This is a genomic window from Streptococcus sp. ALY_211 (assembly GCF_058314555.1).
The window spans coordinates 69,075-88,072 of the sequence record NZ_JBZFUN010000002.1 but is presented as its reverse complement, the minus strand read 5'-3'; the positions used below and the strand labels follow the sequence as shown (position 1 = coordinate 88,072).

18 protein-coding genes are annotated in these 18,998 nt (G+C 41.5%); 14 read left to right on the top strand and 4 right to left on the bottom strand.

Going from position 1 to position 18,998, the window contains the following annotated elements; genetic code table 11:
- Window positions 1-111: 111 nt before the first annotated feature.
- Together AC4HAJ_RS02355 and AC4HAJ_RS02350 are read right to left on the bottom strand one after the other, a co-directional pair.
- On the bottom strand, window positions 112-726 hold the full coding sequence (locus tag AC4HAJ_RS02355) for a DUF975 family protein (RefSeq protein WP_491078560.1): 615 nt from the start codon (window positions 724-726) through the stop codon (window positions 112-114).
- A gap of 76 nt (window positions 727-802) precedes the next feature.
- Window positions 803-1,678 carry an RluA family pseudouridine synthase gene (locus tag AC4HAJ_RS02350; RefSeq protein WP_491078717.1) on the bottom strand — a complete coding sequence of 292 codons (876 nt, stop codon included), beginning with the start codon at window positions 1,676-1,678 and terminating at the stop codon, window positions 803-805.
- Between the two features lie 72 nt (window positions 1,679-1,750).
- Between AC4HAJ_RS02350 and pbp2a the strand changes: the two genes are divergently transcribed.
- The 3 genes from pbp2a (at window position 1,751) to secE (ending at window position 4,625) form a co-directional block, all read left to right on the top strand.
- On the top strand, window positions 1,751-4,069 hold the full coding sequence (gene pbp2a, locus AC4HAJ_RS02345) for a penicillin-binding protein PBP2A (RefSeq protein WP_491078559.1): 2,319 nt from the start codon (window positions 1,751-1,753) through the stop codon (window positions 4,067-4,069).
- Between the two features lie 184 nt (window positions 4,070-4,253).
- The gene (rpmG, locus tag AC4HAJ_RS02340; RefSeq protein ID WP_491078558.1) at window positions 4,254-4,406 is read left to right on the top strand and encodes a 50S ribosomal protein L33; all 153 of its coding nucleotides are present in this window, start codon (window positions 4,254-4,256) and stop codon (window positions 4,404-4,406) included.
- A gap of 30 nt (window positions 4,407-4,436) precedes the next feature.
- Window positions 4,437-4,625 (top strand): preprotein translocase subunit SecE, encoded by a 189-nt coding sequence (gene secE, locus AC4HAJ_RS02335; protein ID WP_491078557.1) that lies wholly within the window; start codon window positions 4,437-4,439, stop codon window positions 4,623-4,625.
- Window positions 4,626-4,739: 114 nt separating this feature from the next.
- Here the strand turns inward: secE and AC4HAJ_RS02330 are convergent, their stop codons facing one another.
- Window positions 4,740-5,918 (bottom strand): hypothetical protein, encoded by a 1,179-nt coding sequence (locus AC4HAJ_RS02330; protein ID WP_491078556.1) that lies wholly within the window; start codon window positions 5,916-5,918, stop codon window positions 4,740-4,742.
- Window positions 5,919-6,155: 237 nt separating this feature from the next.
- Between AC4HAJ_RS02330 and nusG the strand changes: the two genes are divergently transcribed.
- The 9 genes from nusG (at window position 6,156) to AC4HAJ_RS02285 (ending at window position 13,992) form a co-directional block, all read left to right on the top strand.
- Complete coding sequence (gene nusG, locus AC4HAJ_RS02325) at window positions 6,156-6,695, top strand: transcription termination/antitermination protein NusG (protein ID WP_491078555.1); 540 nt, start codon at window positions 6,156-6,158, stop codon at window positions 6,693-6,695.
- 239 nt (window positions 6,696-6,934) lie between these two features.
- Entirely contained in the window at window positions 6,935-8,368 is a 1,434-nt protein-coding gene (locus tag AC4HAJ_RS02320) for a 6-phospho-beta-glucosidase (protein WP_491078554.1), read from the top strand.
- Between the two features lie 75 nt (window positions 8,369-8,443).
- Window positions 8,444-8,785, top strand: a complete 342-nt coding sequence (locus tag AC4HAJ_RS02315) for a hypothetical protein (RefSeq protein ID WP_491078553.1) — start codon at window positions 8,444-8,446, stop codon at window positions 8,783-8,785.
- Between the two features lie 196 nt (window positions 8,786-8,981).
- Complete coding sequence (locus AC4HAJ_RS02310; RefSeq protein ID WP_004230081.1) at window positions 8,982-9,299, top strand: PTS cellobiose transporter subunit IIB; 318 nt, start codon at window positions 8,982-8,984, stop codon at window positions 9,297-9,299.
- A 23-nt stretch (window positions 9,300-9,322) separates the two neighbouring features.
- The gene (locus tag AC4HAJ_RS02305; RefSeq protein WP_491078552.1) at window positions 9,323-11,308 is read left to right on the top strand and encodes a BglG family transcription antiterminator; all 1,986 of its coding nucleotides are present in this window, start codon (window positions 9,323-9,325) and stop codon (window positions 11,306-11,308) included.
- A 4-nt stretch (window positions 11,309-11,312) separates the two neighbouring features.
- Entirely contained in the window at window positions 11,313-11,627 is a 315-nt protein-coding gene (locus AC4HAJ_RS02300) for a PTS cellobiose transporter subunit IIA (RefSeq protein ID WP_491078551.1), read from the top strand.
- A gap of 13 nt (window positions 11,628-11,640) precedes the next feature.
- The gene (locus tag AC4HAJ_RS02295; RefSeq protein WP_491078550.1) at window positions 11,641-12,153 is read left to right on the top strand and encodes a hypothetical protein; all 513 of its coding nucleotides are present in this window, start codon (window positions 11,641-11,643) and stop codon (window positions 12,151-12,153) included.
- Between the two features lie 31 nt (window positions 12,154-12,184).
- Entirely contained in the window at window positions 12,185-13,528 is a 1,344-nt protein-coding gene (gene celB, locus AC4HAJ_RS02290) for a PTS cellobiose transporter subunit IIC (protein ID WP_491078549.1), read from the top strand.
- Between the two features lie 119 nt (window positions 13,529-13,647).
- On the top strand, window positions 13,648-13,992 hold the full coding sequence (locus tag AC4HAJ_RS02285; protein ID WP_491078548.1) for a DUF6568 family protein: 345 nt from the start codon (window positions 13,648-13,650) through the stop codon (window positions 13,990-13,992).
- A 100-nt stretch (window positions 13,993-14,092) separates the two neighbouring features.
- Here AC4HAJ_RS02285 and gshAB read toward each other — a convergent pair whose 3' ends face one another.
- Complete coding sequence (gshAB, locus tag AC4HAJ_RS02280; RefSeq protein WP_491078547.1) at window positions 14,093-16,345, bottom strand: bifunctional glutamate--cysteine ligase GshA/glutathione synthetase GshB; 2,253 nt, start codon at window positions 16,343-16,345, stop codon at window positions 14,093-14,095.
- A 215-nt stretch (window positions 16,346-16,560) separates the two neighbouring features.
- Here gshAB and AC4HAJ_RS02275 point away from each other — a divergent pair, with 215 nt between their 5' ends.
- Window positions 16,561-17,331, top strand: coding sequence for a carbonic anhydrase (locus AC4HAJ_RS02275; RefSeq protein ID WP_491078546.1), 771 nt, complete (start codon window positions 16,561-16,563; stop codon window positions 17,329-17,331).
- Between the two features lie 320 nt (window positions 17,332-17,651).
- A complete protein-coding gene (locus AC4HAJ_RS02270; protein WP_491078545.1) occupies window positions 17,652-18,944 on the top strand; it encodes an adenylosuccinate synthase in 1,293 nt (430 codons plus the stop codon).
- Window positions 18,945-18,998 lie beyond the last annotated feature (54 nt).

The following is an 18,998-nucleotide window of genomic DNA, read 5'->3' as shown; positions in this document are numbered from 1 at the left end:
CAGTCAGAAAAGACAAAAAAGAGCAGCGATGAAACGCTGCTCTTTTTTATGAGCGAATAATGCTAACGGATTTAGACTTTTATCCAGAACACTTTTTAATAGACTAGAACATTAAAAATTAGCGGTAACGATACCAGGCTTTTCTTGAACTAGCTTACGGTAGAATTCCGCACGTGTCGCATAAATGTAAGGAGACAACCAAAGATTTCCAATTCCTAATGTTAATAAGGCTAATAGTGCCCAGCCCAAGAAGCTAAGATCCAGGACAAATAATTCGAACTTATGACCGTCCATCAACTGACGTGATTTAGTAATAGCCTCCGTAGGAGCAACTTGACGTCCTTGACTGACCAAATCATCGACAATATAGTTAGACATAGCGTAAGAATAAGTTTTGATCATAGCAGGGACGGCCAGCAATAAACCCCAAAGAAAGAGAAAGACTGCTTTAAGAAGACATGTTAACAAAATAGCACTTGCACGTCCTTCGGTAAAGCCAGTAAATGCTGCACTAAAGACATTATCTTCTTTACGCTGGTCTACTAAATGCAACAGAGCCAACATCAAGCTAGCAGTTAGCCAAATATTAATGATACCACCAAATCCACTGGTAATGATACTCAACACCAAGGCAATAGCGGAATTGACCAAGGTTACCAGGGCAGCCCAGCCCCAATTTCCAGCTAATTTTTGCTTAGCCAGTGTTTTTAATTGTACACGAGACAATGAGAGTTCCTCCTAAAAATAAGTTTAATTTGAACATAATCATTGTAGCATAAGAAATTGCGCAAAGCAACGGACTTTAAAGCAGGCTAGGCGACTGTAATTGATGATCAAAGCTTTGAGAGGTCACAGAGCACTCGATAGTTTTTCCTGTAAATGGATGGATAAAGGTGAGCTCATGAGCATGTAGCATCAGACGTCCGGAAGGATTAGGATGGTAGAGAGGATCTCCAATTAAGGGATAACCGTGATAAGAAAGGTGGACACGAATCTGGTGGGTACGACCAGTCTCCAGCTGACAGTTGACCAGTGTACAGTGCTTAAAAGACTTTAACTTGGTGACATGAGTTATAGCTGTCTGTCCTCCCTTAGAGGTGACTATACGTTTGCGCCGATCATGTCTATCGCGCCCAATTGAGTCTTTATAGCTAAGAGAATCCGACCTAAAGTTTCCGTCTACCAATGCCCAGTATTGACGACGAATTTTCTTATCTTCCAGCAGACGATTAAGAATCGGTAGGACAAAAGGATTTTTAGCGAAGAGAACCAGACCGCTAGTCTCCTTGTCCAGACGATGGACGACATAGCAGGTCTTGCCGACATAAGCAGAAACATGATTGAGCAGAGCAATCTCTCTTGGCTCATTGCCATGTGTTTTCATTCCTTCAGGCTTATTGACGACAATGAGATGCTCGTCTTCATAAACGGCATCAATGAGTTTTGGATCTCCCATCGGAATAGATTTTTGGGGATAGTCTTCATCATCGAACAGCAGAGTAATAACATCCCCTGCTTGGACGGGACTCTGCCAGTTGATGGGAGAGTGATTGACTAGCAGGTTCTTTTTGGTTCGTAGAAAATGTCTGATCTTACGAGGGACCAGCCAATGCGATTCAAGCAAATCCTTGACAGTACTGGTTCTAAAATGCTCGGGCAGCTTAATGGTAATTGTCATAGTCATGGTCTGATTTTATCATAAAAGAGGTTTTCCTCCTAGATTTCAGGAGTTTCTTGCTATAATAAAGCTATGAAGTTTTTAGACCGTATCAAAAAAATAAGCCAAACTCTTGGCCAAAAAATTTTTAACAAAGAACAAAAAACGCTTGAGCAGGAGCCCAGTGATGAACTGAGTATGACACAAAGATTAGAGTCACTCCAAGTCGAAGAAAGTCCTTATCATCGCAGTCAAAGCCATAAACACCAATCACGCCTTGATAAATTTATTGATAAGCACCCCAAGCTGTCCTTTCTTAAGGTGATCATCCCAGACAGGCAGTCTTGGATCCGACGCTTCTGGAGACGCTATCAGATCACTAAAATTTTAGTGATCGCTCTGACCTCCCTGGTGCTCTTTATTGCAGCCTATCTTTTTTATCTGGCAAAGACAACCAATGTCTCTGATCTGCAAGAATCTCTCAAATCCTCAACCGTTATCTATGATAAAAATGGTCAAAAAGCTGGGGATCTGATGGGAAATAAGGGAACTTATGTTGAGTTAGATCAGATTTCTGATGATTTGGAAAAGGCGGTCATAGCCACTGAGGATCGCTCTTTCTACAAAAATAGTGGTATTAACTACAAACGTTTCTTTTTGGCCGTTTTGACAGGTGGTAAGTTCGGTGGGGGATCCACTATCACCCAGCAGCTAGCCAAAAATGCCTACCTCAGCCAAGAACAAACGGTAACACGTAAGGCCAAGGAATTTTTCCTAGCAGTAGAAATCAATAAAAAATACAATAAGAATCAGATCTTGACCATGTATCTGAACAATGCCTACTTCGGAAATGGAATATGGGGGGTCGAAGACGCCAGTCACAAGTACTTTGGTACCAGTGCGGCTAATCTGACGACTGATGAAGCTGCCACTCTAGCTGGGATGCTTAAAGGGCCAGAAATGTATAACCCTCTGAACTCCTTGGAAAATGCTTCCAATCGGCGAGATACCGTCCTCCAAAATATGGTAGCTGCTGGGTATTTGAAAGAAGGCGATGCCAAGAGTTTCCAAGCCGTTGACATGAATTCTCGGCTATCAGACGATTATGCTGGTAAAATTGAAGAGTACAACTATCCATCTTACTTTGATGCGGTGGTCAATGAAGCCATTAATAAATATGGCATCTCAGAAAAAGATATCCTAAACAATGGATATAAGATCTATACCGAATTAGATACCAATTATCAACAGGGAATGCAGACTGTCTATGCCCAGACCTCCCTATTTCCAACATCTGTCTACGATGGCAGTACAGCCCAGTCAGCTAGTGTTGCTGTAGATCCATCAAGCGGAGGAGTCCGTGGATTAGTCGGACGTATCGGCGATGTCAGTGACCCGACCTTTCGTTCTTACAACTATGCTACACAATCGCAACGTAGCCCCGGCTCAACCATCAAACCGCTAGTGGTCTACTCACCAGCCGTAGCTGAAGGCTATGATATTGATGAAGACTTGCCAAATACAGTACGGGACTATAAGGGCTATACGCCTGAAAATTATAATGGCTATGAGTCTGAAACAACGCCTATGTACCAAGCTTTGGCCAATTCCTACAATATCCCTGCTGTCTATCTGCTCAATGAGATGGGGGTCAGCACAGCCTTTGACTATGGGAAGAAATTTGGCCTAAATATGGATAAGGTTCCCAAGAATCTAGGAGTAGCATTGGGAGGAAGTGTGACGACCAATCCTCTAGAAATGGCTCAAGCCTACTCAACCTTTGCCAACAATGGTGTGATGAATGAAAGTCACTTTATTACCCGTATCGAGACGGCGTCTGGTAAGCCCTTGGTCGAGTACAAGTCAGCTTCGTCACGTGTCATCAGCAAGTCAGTCAGTGATAAGCTAAACAGCATGATGCTAGGAACCTTTTCTAATGGGACAGCGGTCAATGCTAATGCCTATGGCTACACTATGGCTGGTAAAACAGGGACAACAGAGACTGATTTCAATAAGGACTTGGTCAGTGACGAATGGGTGATCGGCTATACACCAGATGTGGTGATTGCTCAATGGGTCGGCTTTGAACATACTGATAAAAATCACTATATCGTTGGCGATTACAGCTCATCAGATGCCGTGTTTAGCCAGGTAGCCAGCTATATTCTCCCTTATACCAAGGGAACTCAGTTTAAACAGCAGAACGCTTATATGACAGACGGCCAAGAGCTGACCTATGATCCTAATAGCCAAAATAGCAATGAAAACAATCAAGAGTCAAAAGGAATCGTCGACCGTATCGGTGATGCAGCTAATGACGCCAAAGATAAGGTTGGTAAAGCTGTGGAAGACTCAGGAATAATCGATAAAGCCAAGGATGCTTGGGACAGTTTTACCGGCTTGTTTAGCTAGCACCTAGCCTAACTCAGCTCTACTAGTGAGAGCAGCAGTGCACTGTCCCCCTTGCACCCTTTGGTCATTCATGCTACAATAAACAAGATAAAGCTTGAGATATCTTTTACTGGAAAAGCTTAAAGGGAACTATTGGTTCTGACTAAGGGTTTTCTAGAGAGATAGAGAAACATTGGAGGTTGTCATGGCGCAGAAAAAAGCAAGCTTGGCCTGCTCAGAGTGTGGGTCCCGTAATTACTCGATCAGCGTGAGCAGCACTCCAAAACCAAGACGCTTAGAAGTCAATAAATATTGTAAGCATTGTCAGCGCTATACCCTGCACAAGGAAACGCGCTGATAACTGAGGGACACATAAAGGGGAGATACCGTGAAATTTATTGCTGGAATTTTTCAGATTTTAGAAGAGACGAACTGGCCATCGCCAAAGCAACGTTGGATTGATTTTATAGCTGTTATTGAGTATACGGCTTTCTTTACGGCAATCATATATGCCTTTGATTTCGGTTTACGATTTGCCATGGACTATCTATTAACCAATATTAACTTACCGTTTTAAAAATGACTAAAAGCCCTAGTTTGTTCAATCTTTCTAGGGCTTTTCTTTATCGATAAGAGAACTAAAACAACCACCCGATTTTATCGAGTGGTTGTTTTTTAGTAATGGGTAAGCTTATCCGGCTTGGAAAGCACTGCGTTCTTTGTCTGATATAGAGTCGTCGCTATCGCTATCACCGGTAGTAGGTCCTTTTTCCCAGTCTGAAAATGATCTACTGTGATCTTTTGCATCTTTTTTAATTTTATTAGCATTAGACTTAGATAAAGCCTCATAACGTTCCATATAGACCGGATCATCATCTTCGTAGTAGACGATAGTCAAATCACCGTCTATCATAAAATATTTTGCCTCTAGTTCTTCGATATCGCCATCGTAAGCATCCGCATCTGATTCTTCCTTAGCGTAAACATAGAGAGGGAGATACTCCTTGTAATCATTGTCATCAGCACGAACACCGAGACTATGATCCTCAGAGTGGATGGTCATCTCCAAGCTAGGGTGGCTAGGAACAGAGAAATAAGGGGTTACGAATGTTGGATCTAGCTTTTTAAGTTCTGAAACAGTATCAGACTCATCATAGTAATCACCTAGTTCATCAAGAAATTCTGATACATCATAACCGCCATAAAACTTCAAGGTGTCATTATCTTCCGTCACATAGAAGTTAGCTTCGAGATAGTCATAGTCATCTTCATCTTCAGTATTAATACTACCATTTTTATAGAAGCTGTCCCAATCATCATCCTTGTAGATAGAAGCCTCTTTTAATTGCCAATCACCACTGATGTTCTGAACATCTGCTTTTCTTTGACTTCTGGAGGCAAAGATACCCAGAAAGATCATAAGGATAACCACAACAGCAGTCAGGGTAAGATTGAGCCATAAAGGCCAGCCTTTTTTACCAGGTTTCTTTTTGAAGAAACTCATAAACTTATTAGGAGCTTTAGGCGCAGGTGCTGACTGAAAGGTCATATTAGGGTTTGCCTGCTGGTTAGTAGCAAATACCTGTGGGGCAGCTCCTGGATTAGAAACTGCAGGATTGGGATTGACCTGTGGAGATACGGGTGTGTTGGCAGGACTGACAGGCTCTGCTGGTGCTTGGGCAGCAGGCTGTGTCATTTCAGGGCTTGCAGGTGCTGGGGTCTCAGCTTCCTGGATAGGTGCTGTTTGCGAGTTTGACTGAGCATCCGGTGTAAACTCCCCAGCAAGTCTTCCCTGTTCAAAATCAGCAGGACTAGGTTTACGACCGTTGATCAGTTCGAAAAACTCAACCCATTCTTTTTCATTCATCATCTCTATAGTCTCCTTGTAAAACAAACAAAATCTACTCAAAAAGTTATATAGCTTATAGCTTTGAGCTGGATCTTAGAGCGGCAGCTGAGTCTACAGCTGGTTCTCTTTGATACATACTGTAGCATTATACCATTTTTTAAGAAAATTAAAAATGTAAAAAAGACCAATCTATGTTATAATGGTGGCAAAGAAAAAAGAAAGCCCTAAAAGGCTTTTTTATTATGAAAGGAAATGCCAATGTTAGACTCATTTGATAAGGGCTGGTTTGTCCTTCAAACCTACTCAGGTTACGAAAATAAAGTAAAAGAAAATCTTTTGCAACGTGCGCAGACTTACAATATGACAGAAAATATCCTACGTGTCGAGATACCGACTCAGACAGTCAATGTTGAAAAAAATGGACAAACCAAGGAAATCGAAGAAAATCGTTTCCCTGGCTACGTTCTTGTTGAGATGGTCATGACGGATGAAGCCTGGTTTGTTGTCCGTAATACACCAAATGTCACTGGTTTTGTAGGCTCTCATGGTAACCGCTCAAAACCAACACCTCTTTTGGAGGAGGAAATCCGTGCCATCCTTCTATCGATGGGACAAACAGTCGATGTCATTGATACCAATATTAAGGTTGGTGATGTTGTTCAAATCATTGACGGAGCCTTTATGGGACAAGAAGGACGTGTTACTGAGATTGAAAACAACAAGGTCAAAATTATGATCAATATGTTTGGCTCAGAAACAGCAGCTGAAGTAGAGCTTTATCAAATCGCAGAACTATAAGAGTGAGTGGGCAAAAAGTTCTCTGTGCTAGTCCAGTAACTGTAAAACACTATCAAAGAGTTTGGAGCTTTTGCTTCAGACTCTTTTTATAGAGCAGAAAAAAACATAAATTTCCTTATAAGTGAGGAAAAAATATATATGGTCATTCTTACTTTTTCCTCCTATAATTGAGATGAAATGGCAGAGGTAACCGTTATGGGACCTCCGCCTAACAAAGTTTTTAGTATCAGGAGGGAAAAATGTCTAGATTACCAAAAGATTTTTTATGGGGTGGTGCAGTAGCAGCCCATCAACTGGAAGGTGGCTGGCAAGAAGGCGGTAAAGGCGTCTCCGTTGCTGATGTCATGACAGCAGGTCGCCATGGTGTTCCACGTGAGATTACTGATGGTGTGATTGAAGGTAAATACTACCCTAATCATGAGGCCATTGATTTTTATCACCGCTACAAGGAAGATATCAAACTCTTCGCAGAAATGGGCTTTAAATGTTTTCGGACGTCTATTGCTTGGACCCGCATCTTTCCAAATGGGGATGAAACTGAGCCCAATGAAGCAGGCCTGCAGTTTTATGATGACCTCTTTGATGAATGTCTCAAATATGGCATAGAGCCTGTGGTGACTCTGTCGCATTTTGAGTTGCCTTATCATCTGGTTACTGAATATGGTGGCTTTACCAACCGCAAGGTTATTGATTTCTTTGTTCGCTTTGCAGAAGTTTGTTTCCGTCGTTATAAAGACAAGGTTAAATATTGGATGACCTTCAATGAAATCAACAACCAAGCCAATTATCAAGAAGATTTTGCACCTTTTACTAATTCAGGTATTGTCTATAAAGAAGGCGATGACCGTGAAGCTATTATGTACAGGGCAGCCCACTATGAATTGGTAGCGTCTGCGCGTGCGGTCAAGATTGGTCATGAGATTAATCCTGACTTGCAGATTGGCTGCATGATTGCTATGTGCCCTATCTATCCGGCAACCTGTAAGCCATCTGATGTTTTGATGGCGCAAAAAGCCATGCAAAAGCGTTATTACTTTGCTGATGTACATGTGCATGGCTATTATCCAGAACACATCCTAAAATACTGGGAACGTAAAGGCATTGATGTTGATGTGACTGAAGAAGATAAGAAAGACTTATTAGCTGGAACCGTTGATTATATCGGCTTTAGCTACTACATGTCCTTTGCCATTGACAGTCACCGTCCAAATAACCCACATTATGACTATTTGGAAACAGAAGACTTGGTCAAAAATAACTACGTTAAAGCATCTGAATGGGACTGGCAGATTGATCCTGAAGGCCTGCGTTATGCTCTCAACTGGTTTACTGATATGTATCACCTGCCGCTCTTTATTGTAGAAAATGGTTTTGGCGCTATTGATCAAGTGGCAGAGGATGGCATGGTGCATGATGATTATCGGATTGATTACCTAAAAGCCCATATTGAACAGATGATTAAGGCTGTTGATGAAGACGGTGTTGACCTCATGGGCTACACACCTTGGGGTTGTATCGACCTTGTATCTGCAGGAACAGGTGAAATGCGCAAGCGCTATGGTTTTATTTATGTGGACAAACATGATGATGGCACAGGAACCTATGCCCGTTCACCTAAGCAATCATTCAACTGGTATAAAGAGGTCATTGCTTCAAATGGAGAACACTTATAGTCTGCTAGATGCGTTATTAAATCTAATACTAATCCATCTGAATGGCTTCTAAAAATAGTCAGAGAAGGAAGGGTGATGTTTATGTGGCATACTATTTTGAATAGCTTACTTGCCATTGCTATACTAGTCCTAATGGTTTACCTTGTGTTGTGGGTAAGAAAAAGAATAACCACGCCGACCTATCAGGGGAAAAATGGCAAGCTGACGAGCACATACTTCATTAGTTTTAAGGAAACTGATAAGCCGGATATTCGCCAAAATGCCAATCTGATGAATGTTCTATCCATAAAATATGAAACGCCAGATGGTTTTGTCGTTGCATCAACCATCAATGATGTTAAATTGCGGCAGTTAATCATGCAAGAATATCAGCTTAAGCTCAAAAACGTTATCATCACTTACCGGCAGGTTGTTTAAGTGGACTTATTATAAAGGCAAAAGACCAACTGAAAAGGTTGGTCTTTTTTGCGGAAATTTTAAAGAAATAGATTTCCATAGTTTCCGTATCAATAGAGAGATTTTCCGCTAGGATACGGAAAAAGTAGCCATGCACATATTGAAAGCGCTATTATATAATAAAAATAGAAATAAACTAATAAAGGAGTCTTATCTTATGGCAAAACAAGCTTTGATTATCTGTGCAGGTGGTATGTCTTCTTCCATGATCGCTAAAAAGACAATGACCATGTTGCAAGAACAGGGAGAAGACATTGAAATGGATGCCGTTGGTGTGCCAGAGGGTCAAAAACGTATTGAAGCAGATAAATACGACCTCTATCTGGTCAGCCCTCAGACAAAAATGAATTTCAAGCAGTTGGCAGATGCTGCTGCTAAAAAGAACAAGCCTATTGTTCAAATTCCACCACAAGCCTATATCCCTATTCCAATGGGGATTGAGAAAATGGCAGCCTTGGTTAAGGAAAATATCTAAATTTAGTGAGAGGAGAGTGTCTCATGCTGAACAAACGTGAAAGACAAATTCTCCAGATTCTTATTAAAAACAAGGATCACTATACAACCAGTCAAGAATTGGCTGATCAACTTGAGTGTTCAGATAGAACGATTCGGACCTACTACAAATCCTTAGTGGATAAGCTATCTGCCTACCCTAGGTTAGAGTTGACCTCAAAGCAGGGACATGGCTATAAATTGGATATTTTAGATGATGAAGAATTATCTGATTTTTTGGAGGAGCAGCATCTCAATCTCTCCCAGCTTCCTTATAGGGAAGTCTCTGATATCAACGACCGTTACAACTATTTGCTCAATAAACTTCTTTTTGAGCAAAATGAAATTTACTTTGATGATTTAGCTGATGAGCTCTATGTCAGCCGTTCAACCTTGTCCAGTGATTTTAAAAAAATTCGGGAAAAATTTACTCCCTATCATCTAAAAATTGAGAGTAAGCCTAATAGAGGTGTTTATATCACTGGTAGTGAACGTGATAAGAGACGCTTTATCATGGATTATTTCATCAGTTCGGGATTCGTTAATACCCTGCATACCTACGTTGATAATGATCTATTGAGTCAAAAGATTAGCTTTGAAGAACTCACGATTATCGTTCTTGATGAATGCCGAGAAGGAGAATTAAAACTCTCCGATTATGTTATTCAAAACTTAGTCATTCACATTGCTCTAGCAATTCGTCGAATTACCGAAGGGTTCAAGATTAGTAAACTTACCGAGGCAGTCGATATTGCTGACCGCTATGAGCGAAAAATTGCCCAGCGTATCCTAGATAGAATCAGCTTGGTGACAGGGATCGATTTTCCCAGTGAGGAAGTCGATTACATCACCCTACATTTAGTAACGAAAAAGCAAGCGAATGCCAATCACATCGTCCAGGAGCAGGAAGATCGTATCCGAGAAGAGTTACTGGCAGCCATCGATACACTAAATCCAGCTGTCAAAAATGATTTTCAGTTGATCGAAGGCCTGCTATCCCACCTCTCAACCATGCTGATACGCTTGGAAAACGAGGTGGTCTTAGATAATCCGCTGACGGATGAGATTGAGAACAAATATCCAGATATGTATCAACTGGCTGAAAAGACCTTGTCGCTCATGCCGGCCTTCAGCCAGTTTTCTGTATCAAAAGATGAATTGGCTTACATCGCTCTTCATTTCATGGCGGCTAAAGAACGCTACAAAGAGCATACCAAATACAATATCCTCGTTATTTGTGCAACAGGTTATGGCAGCGCCCAAATGCTCAAAAGCCGTATTGAAAACGAATTGGGAAATATCGTCCGTATCCTTGATGTTATTGGCTACTACGAGATTAGTGATGAAAAGCTAGAAGGCATTGATTTTATTGTTTCATCGATTGATCTCTCCACCCTTATTTTCAACATTCCAGTATTTACAGTATCTGTGTTTTTAGATGATGAGGAGATTAGTCATATCAGGCAAGAAATTGCTGGTTTTCAACAAAAGAAACGCATCGGTCATATCACAAAGAAAGATCATAGCTCATTAGAGCAAGTTTTTGATGAATTTTTTGCAAAAGAATCCTTCTTCATTTTTGATAATGCTGAGAAAGAGAAGGTTATCCCCCAGCTTATCCATAGCATTGCTGACTATGAAGGTCATCACTTTGAAAGTCGGATGTTAGAGATGGTTAAGCAAAGGGAGCTGATGAGCTCGGTAGTTTTTAGCGATAGCATAGCGGTTCCTCACCCGCTAAAAGCGGTTGGGACCAAGCATCGTGTGGCTGTCGCCCTTGTCCGTCAAGGGTTACAGTGGAGCAGTGATTACCCAAGAATTCGATTGATATTTTTGATTTCTATGTCTGTCTATGAAAATGATGCCTTGCCGATCATTGCTAGCAGTATTGCCGACTTAGTTGATCAATCGGAACTACAGTCTAAAATCTTGGCCTGCCAAACTTTTGAAGAGTTTAAAGCACTATTTTTACAATTAGGAGAAAGGAATTAAAGGTATGAATACAGAAGAGTTACAGGTTGCCGCATTTGAAATCATCCTCAATTCTGGGAATGCGCGTGCTATTGTCCATGAAGCCTTTGACGCTATGCGACAAGGAGATTATGACCTAGCCGAAAAAAAATTAGATCAAGCCAATGAAGAGTTCTTAAAAGCTCACCAGTCACAGACTGATCTGCTACAAGAGTATGCCAGTGGTACAGACATCAAGGTAGAAATTATCATGGTACACGCTCAGGATCACTTGATGACAACCATGACTCTGCGGGAAGTAGCACTGGAAATGTTGGAGTTGTATAAAAAAATTGACTAAGAGGAGGGAAGCTATGGCCGCCTTGACGAATGGAGAAAAAGCAAAAATTGATAACCTGAGAAAAGAAAATGGAATCAAAAACATGTACTACACACGTTATTTTTTGATACGCTATACAGTTGTCTTTTTCTTCTTTGCCAATCTTTATTGGTTTCTATTATTGTCATCATCACATAAATTGGGTATGTCATTTTTGCCTATACTACTAGGCGGTATGGGAGCTATTTGTACGTGGGAACAGTACAAGATGTACACACGTGAGCAAAAACCTGCTCGTATAACACAAAATTATTTTTATATTAATATTGCTGTCAATAGTGTATTAATTTTACTAGCACTATTTAATCAGCACAGATATTTTTTCCCTTTTCTCTCAAGTAATGTAACCGCTCGTTTGTTTATTATTATTATTTTAATGTTAGGAATATTAATATCTGTATGGATGTTAAGAAAACTGTATCGAATCAATCAAAAAACGGATCGGCAGTATTATCGCATTCAAGAATATCTAGCAAGTATTAAATAGTATATTATTTCACACTTTAAGGAGGTTCGAGATGAATAAAGTGTTTGAATTCTTAGAAAAATACCTAATGGGACCGATGAGTATTGTATCCACTTGGCGGCCTGTTCGTGCTATCGTCGCTGCAGGGATGGCTTCTATCCCTTTCACCATTGTAGGATCAATGTTTCTCGTAATTAGTGTTATTCCACAAGCTTTCCCCATGTTGACTTTTTTGAAAGACATCTGGGCGGGATCTTTTGATAAAATTGCACCTTTGTATTTGCAAGGCTATAATTGTACGATGGGGATTTTATCGCTCTATTTTGCCATTGTTATTGGCCATGAGTACACTAAAATTTACGCTGAAGAAAATGGAGAAAATGTTGACCCTGTTTACGGAGCACTCCTTTCTGTCTTCGCCTTCTTCCTAACAATACCACAATTAATTGTTTCTAAGGGAGCATTTGACTATCTGAATGTTAAAGGTGCTACTATCAATGGATGGACAATTGGCAGTAATAGTCTAGATCGCTTATCTACTGCTGGTATGTTTACAGCTATCCTAATGTCCATATTAGCCGTACAATTATATAGACTTTGTATCAATCGTAATTGGGTTGTTAAAATGCCTGATGCGGTACCAGAAGGTGTGTCACGCTCATTCTCAGCATTGATTCCAGCTGGTGTCGTTGCTGTTGCTATTCTTGTCATCAATGGTGCTTTTATCGCCCTTGGAACAGATATTTATCAGGTGATCGCCATTCCCTTTGCTTTCGTTCGTAATATTACAAATAGTTGGTTGGGTATAGTAGTCATTTATCTTCTTGTACACGCATTGTGGATCGTAGGTATTCACGGCGCTAATATCGTCATGGGGCTTGTTAACCCAATACTTTTGACCAATATGGCTGAAAATGCCCATGGTTCTCATATTGCTTTTGCTGGTGAGTTTACCAATTCATATGTTACTATTGGTGGTTCAGGTGCAACATTACTTCTTTGCTTCTATATTGCTTTCTTAGCTAAAGCACCACAGCTAAAACTGCTTGGGCGTGCATCTTTAGGACCTGCCGTTTTCAATATTAATGAGCCATTAATTTTTGGTATGCCGATTGTGTACAATCCGCTTTTAGCACTTCCATTTATCATTGCTCCGATTGTTAGCGCTTCAATTGGCTACTGGTCAGTTAAACTAGGCTTTGCAGGCTTCTCCATTTCGCAATCTCCTTGGCCAACTCCTGTTGGACTTAATGCCTTTATTGGAGCACCAGGTTCAGGAGCTTTTGGAGCCTTCTTGACAGCAATTGTCTGTGCTATCGCTGCCTTTATAGTATGGTATCCATTCATCAAAATGTATGACAATAAACTTCTGAAAGAAGAACAAGAAGCACAGTAAGTTGACAATATTTGGAGATGGACAGAAAGTCCATCTCTTTTTATACCATCGTAGCAAAAAATTGCAATTCCTTCTGGCTTGGTTTATGATAAAACCAATAACTAAAGTGAGGTACTCTTATGTTAACGTTTGATCAAGCTGTTGCCCTGATGGAGCCTATTACAGCACTTGCTGCCCGTGAGAAAATTGATGCAAAAGAGAAATTTATTCTCTTTATCGGTCGCCCAACTTGTCCATTTTGCCAACGTTTTGCGCCTAAATTAGGTCAGGTCATTGAAGAAAGTGGTGCTAAAGTATACTATTTACACAGTGAAGATATGAGTCAATTTGAGGAAATCCAAGCTCTACGCCAGCGCTATGGTGTGGCTACAGTTCCAGGACTTTTGGTTGCACAAGATGGCTCTGTAAAGGTTGTCTGTGACTCTTCCTTGGCACCAGAAGATATTCAAGACTTCATCGCCTAGTCCCAAGCTATAAAGATAAGTTTATAAATCAATGTCTTGTAGCAAATAAAAATATCATAAAAAAGGCTGAGAACTTTGTCTCAGCCTTTTTATGATATTTTTACAATTCTGGAAAAAGCTTTTCAATGACTCGAGTTGAGACAACCTGTCCTGGTCCTTGAGCACAGTAGGTGTGCATATACATGAGAGGGTTGAAATTAAGTTCAATACAGGTTGCATTAGGCGATTGTGGTGAAAATGCTTGCTTGTAGTCAGGGATGATCAGATCAACCCCGCAGACCCAAGCCCCTACGGCATCCGCCATTTGAGCGGCCAGCTCTAGGTAACTAGGATGCATCTGCTCAGTCATATCAACCGAATCTCCCCCCGTTGAGATATTGGAGTTTTCCCGCAAATAAACACGCTTATCCTGATCTGGAATACTATGCTGTGTGTAACCTTGCTGCTCCAGCATGAGCCGTTCAATCTCTCCTAGCTGAATCTTTTCAAGAGGAGAGCGATGTCCCGTTCCCCTTAGTGGGTTACGGTTTTTGATAGCAACGAGCTCTTCTATAGTAGAATGACCATCTCCGATCACATGAGCAGGCTGCCTTTGGAGGACAGCTAAGGTTTCTCCCTCCAATACGAAGAAACGATACTCGGTTCCAGCAACATAGTCTTCAACTAAGATACTATCATCCTCAGCCAGGGCTAGCTGTACAGCCTTGATATAATCGTCTCGGCTGACGCCTTCCTTAAAAATTGAGATACCCAAACCAAAATTTGTGCTCTTAGGCTTGATGACAATAGCCTTCTGGCGAAAATGCGCAAAATACTGAAGAGCCTCATCTAAGTCATGAAATTCATAGCCACCTGGTACCGGAAAGCCAGCTTGTTGCAGAATTTTTTTGGTAACCGTTTTATTTTCCATAACCAAGGGTGTTACATAGTTATCCCTAGCAGTCATATTGCCATTTTTGACATATTCGATATGATCGCCAAAACTTAATTTGAGGAATTGATCGCTTTCGTCTAAAATTTCAAGTGACAGCCCCTTTTGGATAGCATCAAACATGATGAGCTGGGTTGAGAGTTCCATGCTTTCAAAGCCCTTGAGTGCGTAAGGCGCCTGCCAAGCTAAATCGCTGTAAGTCTGTCCTTGTTGACGCCCTAGAGTCTCCAAGGAGAGTCTAGTAATGTTTTGGCTCAGACGTCCGGCTACTGTCAGCTCAGGGTTAGCGAGTTGATGTTCGATGTCAGATAGAAGTTGCCCATAGCGATCTGGCAGTTGGAAATGAGAAATAAGTTCTCGCATAGCCGTAAGGATAATCTCTGGATCAGCTGCTTCAGGCAGAGGTTCCAAAGGTCCAGCCTTAGCGATAGTGTCATTCAGTTCTCTAGCTTGCTCAAGCTCTTTGTCGACCTGTTTAGGCTGGTCTAGCCAGAGTAAAGCTAGGATGAAGAGGTGCATAGTATCCAAGGTGGCTTGGCTGATACCTAAGGGATCAAAGGGATCGAGGTCAAAGCAACGAAATTCCAGATAGGTAATCCCTTGCGTCAGAAAGTCTCGACTGCGCTTGGCTCCGCGTAAACGCACGGGCGAATAAAACTCTTTCTCAGCGATTAAGCGGCCATCTGCGACGCAGGCCTCAATATCAGTGACATACTGCTCCAAACTACTGTATGAAACACTGATATCTGATTTATTGACATAGCCCAATGAACTGTTTCGAATAGAGCGAACAGCTGACTCTAGAGAGCTATCAAAAAATCCTTTTTCTGCAATAGGGCTGGCACCATATAAATAGGTCAGCAGCCAGTGGTACTTGATAAAATTTTGAGCCAGCTTAAGATAGAGAGCATTTTTGAAAGCCAGGAGATCGCTATAGCCGCTCTGCTCAAAGAGTTTCTGCATAAGATCTTCTCCCAGACCAAAATTATAGTGAATTCCAGAGATAGACTGCAGTTTTTTCCCATATGTGTCAGCTAAATGCTGGCGATAATGGTATTCAAATGTATCCTCTAGCTGAGCAATGACAATAGCAGACTCCTCAATCCTAGGTGGCATGGATAAGGGCCACAAATATTCGGAGCGATCAATAGAGCGTCCGGCAACATCAGTAATGCCCTTTAAAAAACGCCTAGCTTCCTTAGTTGAATGAGTCACTGGTGTGATGAGTTCAATCTGTGCCTCACTATAATCCGTTTGGATGTAAGGATGGAAATTCCGACTTCCTAAGACTTTAGGATGTTGGAGCTCAGAGAGCTGGTGATCTTGCCGATTGATTCTCAGTGCCTCTCTTTCCAGACCAAAGGATCCCTCAAGAATCGCTAAGTCAGCAGAGCTTTCTTGTAAGATTTGGTTAATTGTCATAGGCGTAGTCTCCTTAAAATAAAACAGTAGTCTAAACGACTTTACTATACACCAGATGGGCAGTTAAACTCAACTTTTCGCTATCCCTCTCTAAGACTAGCAGCAATATCCGAACATTTGTTCGGAGCAAATAGATTCATATGAAAATAAATTCTGGAAAAAGTTTTGCAAAGTGCTAGAATAGAAACATATCTCAGGTATAAAGGAGAATACTGATGTCAAGAAAGAAATATCTCATCTTTGCTCTAGTTTTGATTACCCTACTTGTCAGCCTAGCAGTTGTCAATTTCCCCCATAAACAGGTAACAGCTAAGGAAGCGCAGTGGGGCTATTCTGGAGCAACTGGTCCAGATCACTGGGGAGAGCTTAATCTCAAAGACTATCAAGGAAATGGCGACGGCCAATCGCCTATCGATATTACTGGAGCCAAGGACCTAGATCTTCCAAAGCTCGATTTAGATTATAAAGATTCCCAAGCTTCAGTAGAAGATAATGGGCACACGATTGAAGTGGAAGTTAAAGGTGGTAAGGACACTCTGACTATCGCAAACAAGGTCTATAAATTAGAGCAATTCCATTTTCATAATCCTAGCGAAAATCACATTGACGGAAAGACCTACCCTCTAGAAGGTCACTTTGTCTACAAGACGGATCAAGGAGAGATGACAGTGGTCTCTGTTCTCTATCAGTATGGCAAGGAAAATAAAGAGCTAAAAGCCGTCTGGGACAAGATGACTAATAAAGTTGATAAGAAAATCCCTCTTTCAGATCATTTAGACCTCAGTGCCTTTTACCCTGCTAGTCATGACTACTATAACTTCGAAGGGTCACTCACAACGCCACCCTGTACGGAAGGTGTCAACTGGATTGTCTTCAAAGAGCAAAAATCAATTAGTAAAGCACAGGTTAAGAAGTTTTCAAAAACTCTAGGCTTCAAAAATGCTCGCCCCATCCAACCCACAAACGGTCGAGAAATCAAAGAATGAGGGTAGGGTTCAACTAGCATCGGAGGCTAGAACGAAGCCCCAGGCTCCTTACCCTCCTCCAAGATTTATTAGACTCTCTTGCACCTTACAGCCTTCTTGCCAAGAAAAGTAAGGACAAGACGAATGTTCGGTTTTTGCTTGAAAATGAGGAGCATACGCAGATTTGGTTAATATTTATAGTCGATTTCGCTGTATTCTTGGAAAAGTGTTAGAATTTTTGCTATAATAAGGTGTTTGTAAAAATGAGTAGGTACGAAATCTACCACTTTATATCTAGAAAGGTGAGGGAGCTTCTATCAAGAGTTGCCCAATAGAATAGTATGACATCAGTAGTAGTTGTTGGAACCCAGTGGGGGGATGAAGGTAAAGGAAAAATTACGGACTTTTTGAGCCAGGATGCTGAGGTCATCGCCCGCTACCAAGGAGGGGATAATGCAGGGCACACCATCGTCATCGATGGTAAAACCTTTAAGCTCCACCTGATTCCTTCAGGGATCTTCTTTTCTGAAAAATTAGCTGTCATTGGTAATGGTGTGGTCATCAATCCAAAGTCCCTAGTTGAGGAACTGGACTATCTTCATAACCAAGGGGTCACAACCGATAATCTACGTATATCTGACCGTGCCCATATTATCTTGCCCTACCATATCAAGTTAGATCAGCTTCAAGAAGCTTCTAAAGGGGACAATAAAATCGGAACCACCAATAAGGGGATCGGCCCTGCTTATATGGATAAGGCGGCTCGTATTGGAATCCGTATGGCAGATCTATTGGATAAAGATATTTTTGCAGAGCGCTTGAAGATCAATCTAGCAGAAAAAAATCGCCTCTTTGAAAAAATGTATGAGAGCGATGCTCTGGCCTTTGAGTCTATCTTCCAAGAATATTACGACTACGGTCAACAGATCAAGAAATATGTGACAGATACGTCTGTTATCCTGAACGATGCCTTAGACAGTGGCAAGCGCGTGCTCTTTGAGGGAGCCCAAGGGGTCATGCTGGACATCGATCAAGGGACCTATCCCTTTGTTACCTCATCTAATCCAGTAGCTGGTGGCGTGACGATTGGCTCTGGTGTAGGACCAAGCAAAATCAATAAGGTGGTTGGTGTCTGCAAAGCCTACACAAGTCGTGTTGGTGATGGGCCTTTCCCAACTGAACTAAACGATGAGACTGGTGATCGTATCCGTGAAATCGGTCACGAATACGGGACAACTACAGGTCGTCCTCGCCGAGTTGGCTGGTTTGATTCAGTTGTTATGCGCCACAGTCGTCGAGTATCAGGAATTACCAATCTATCCCTCAATTCGATCGATGTCCTTTCGGGGCTTGCTACCGTTAAAATCTGCGTAGCTTATGATCTTGATGGTCAGCGCATCGATCACTATCCTGCTAGCTTGGAGCAACTCAAACGTTGTAAACCTATCTATGAGGAACTGCCAGGCTGGTCAGAGGATATCACAGGCTGTCGCAGTCTAGATGAACTTCCAGAGAATGCACGTAACTACGTTCGTCGTGTCGGTGAACTTGTTGGCGTTCGTATCTCTACCTTATCGGTTGGACCAGACCGAGACCAAACCAATATTTTAGAAAGCGTCTGGGCAAATATCTAAACTAAGATACAAAGCCCTTAAGCCATGCCCAGCAAAAGATACAAAATAAAAATA